At 38.1% G+C, this 2,292-nt stretch carries 2 protein-coding genes; both read right to left on the bottom strand.

Annotation, left to right across the window (positions count from 1 at the left end; all coding sequences use genetic code 11):
• Positions 1 to 1,047, bottom strand: a 1,047-nt coding sequence (locus ACW6OJ_RS06230; RefSeq protein WP_456096047.1) for an ABC transporter substrate-binding protein, incomplete at its 3' end; no start/stop codon positions are given.
• Positions 1,048 to 1,269: 222 nt separating this feature from the next.
• Positions 1,270 to 2,292: ABC transporter permease (locus ACW6OJ_RS06235; RefSeq protein WP_456096048.1), on the bottom strand; the 1,023-nt coding region annotated here is incomplete at its 5' end.

Consider the following 2,292-nt stretch of genomic DNA (forward strand, 5'->3'; position numbering starts at 1 on the left):
TTCAGACATAAAGAAGTCTATAATTGGCTGAGTCTTTTCCTTCTTGTCCTTCTTGGCTATCATAAATATTGGACTTATTACTGCCCCATCCTCAGGCCAAACTGCCACCTGGTTGTTGCCCTGAATCATCTGTGTGAAGAAGTATGGTATTATACTTACTGCTGGGTTTTCTGACTTACCCTTAGACTTAGCCTTTACCATCTGGGCTGGGTGTAGGCTCTTCTTGTAGGACCTAGCCAGCCTAGTAATACCATCCATACCGTATTCCTTGTATAGGTTGACTACTAGGGCATTAAATAGGTCTAGGTCTCCCATTGGAACTGCTACAGAGTCTTCAAATTCTGGACTCAAGATATCATCCCACGTCTTAGGCACCTCTCTACCATTTAATTCGTCAAGGTTTACCAAAAAAACTGCTGGAACTACACCAGTTATAAGGTACTTCTTGCTTGGGTCTCTTAGGTCAATATAATCATTACAGAAGTCCTTGTTCATCTCATCAGTTGCTGCTTCAAATACATCCTTGTCTAGGTACTGGCCCATCAATTCCCTATCAAAAAATAGGTCAAAGCCTGCTGACATCAGGATATCCGGTATCTGGTCTACATCACCAGTCTTTACCTGGTCCTTAATCCAGTCAAGACCAAGGTTGGCAGACTTCAATTCATAGCCTATAGAGTAGGCATACTTGTCTCTGTTGTCCTTTAGCCACATTTCAAAGCCTTCTAAAAGTGGTATCCTGATTGGGCAAGGTAGGACACCCTCAACATTTATATCTGACTTAGATGTCTTAACCTCTTCAATTAAGTCCTTGTCTACACTTGTAGACTCACTTTCTAGATAGGAAACCAATCTTTCCTCGTAAAGGTCTACGTTCATCCTCTTTAGTTTAAGGGCCATTGATAGACTTACAGTCTTGGCCATCTTATCAAATATAGACTGGTCCATAAACTGTTCGAAGCCATTGGCTGTCAAGAAGTCTAAAGCCCTTGGATTCTTTTCCACTATATCATATATCTTGTCATTTATTGAAAAATACTTGTTCATAAAACTACCTCCTAATTTTAACTAAGCTAAATATTTTATATACTTTTTGTCTTTTATTTTTACTTACATTATACCTTACCTATACTATACACTAAAAGAAATGAAAACAACATTGCAAATGCAACCAAATTTCATTTTTTATAAAAATAGGGTACAGGCTCCTTATAGGTTAAGAGCCTGTACCCATCTTCTTAGCTAGGATAGATAGTCCTCCTATCCCACCTAGTAGTTTGCTTTTTTTGTAAAATTAATCACCCTAGATATGGAGAATGCTGCAAATGCAAGTGACAATATTGTAAATGCAGTCCTAATCTGGGCTCCGAAACCAAGACTTACTATGAAGCCTAGGAAAATTACAAGAATCATACATACAAAGAATATCAAAAATGTAAGTAAAAATCCCACGGCCTTATTCATCCTGCCATATATATCAGATACATTTTGCCAGTCTGTAACAATATTTTTGAAGTCATAAATCAGCCATAATGAAGATATAGATACTACCATAATTATAAATAGTACTAGGGCATAAACTATATCAAGGACTGGTATACCTATATATATGTAGGCACCAACTAGCATCAGCAAAGGAAGTATAGAATTTACAGCTATAGAGAATATTAGCTTGGACATAAAATATTTTTTTCTGCTAATAGGTAGACTCTTTATATAGTTGTAGTTTTCCCTGTCCAAGGACACTATTATACTTGGCAAACTAGTTGACATAGCATTAGTAAATATGGCCACCACAAGTGCTATTAAGGCTGATGCCAGACCACTATTGTCTCTCATTATACTTAAAAAGTTCCCATCTCCACCAGAATTTAAAAAGCTAGGAAGTAGGACGAATATTGGCATAATACAGGTCATAACAATTGACTGTGTAATTACAGTAGGATCATTTATCAGACCTAAATTGTACTTGAATAGGCTTACCCCTAGACTCGAGCAAGCATCATTCTTGTCCTTCTTGGCCTTAGAAGTCTTGTCGTTTTGACCGGCCACTTTTGACTCTCTAAGTAGGTCTAGACTTGCCTCCCTTTCTAGGTCCACCCCATCAGGCTGGGCTTTTACATTTTCCTTTATAGACGTCCTCTGGCCAGGCCCTTCCTGTATCCTTCTTATATACATGTAGAACCTTCCATTTACAGACCTCATTAAGACTGCGTATACACCAAATATTACAAGGGCCATAACTCCTATTAGAAGGAGGTTTCCCAGGTGTGATTTCATCAAGCCTGAGAG

The sequence above is a fragment of the Peptostreptococcus sp. genome (assembly GCF_977045075.1).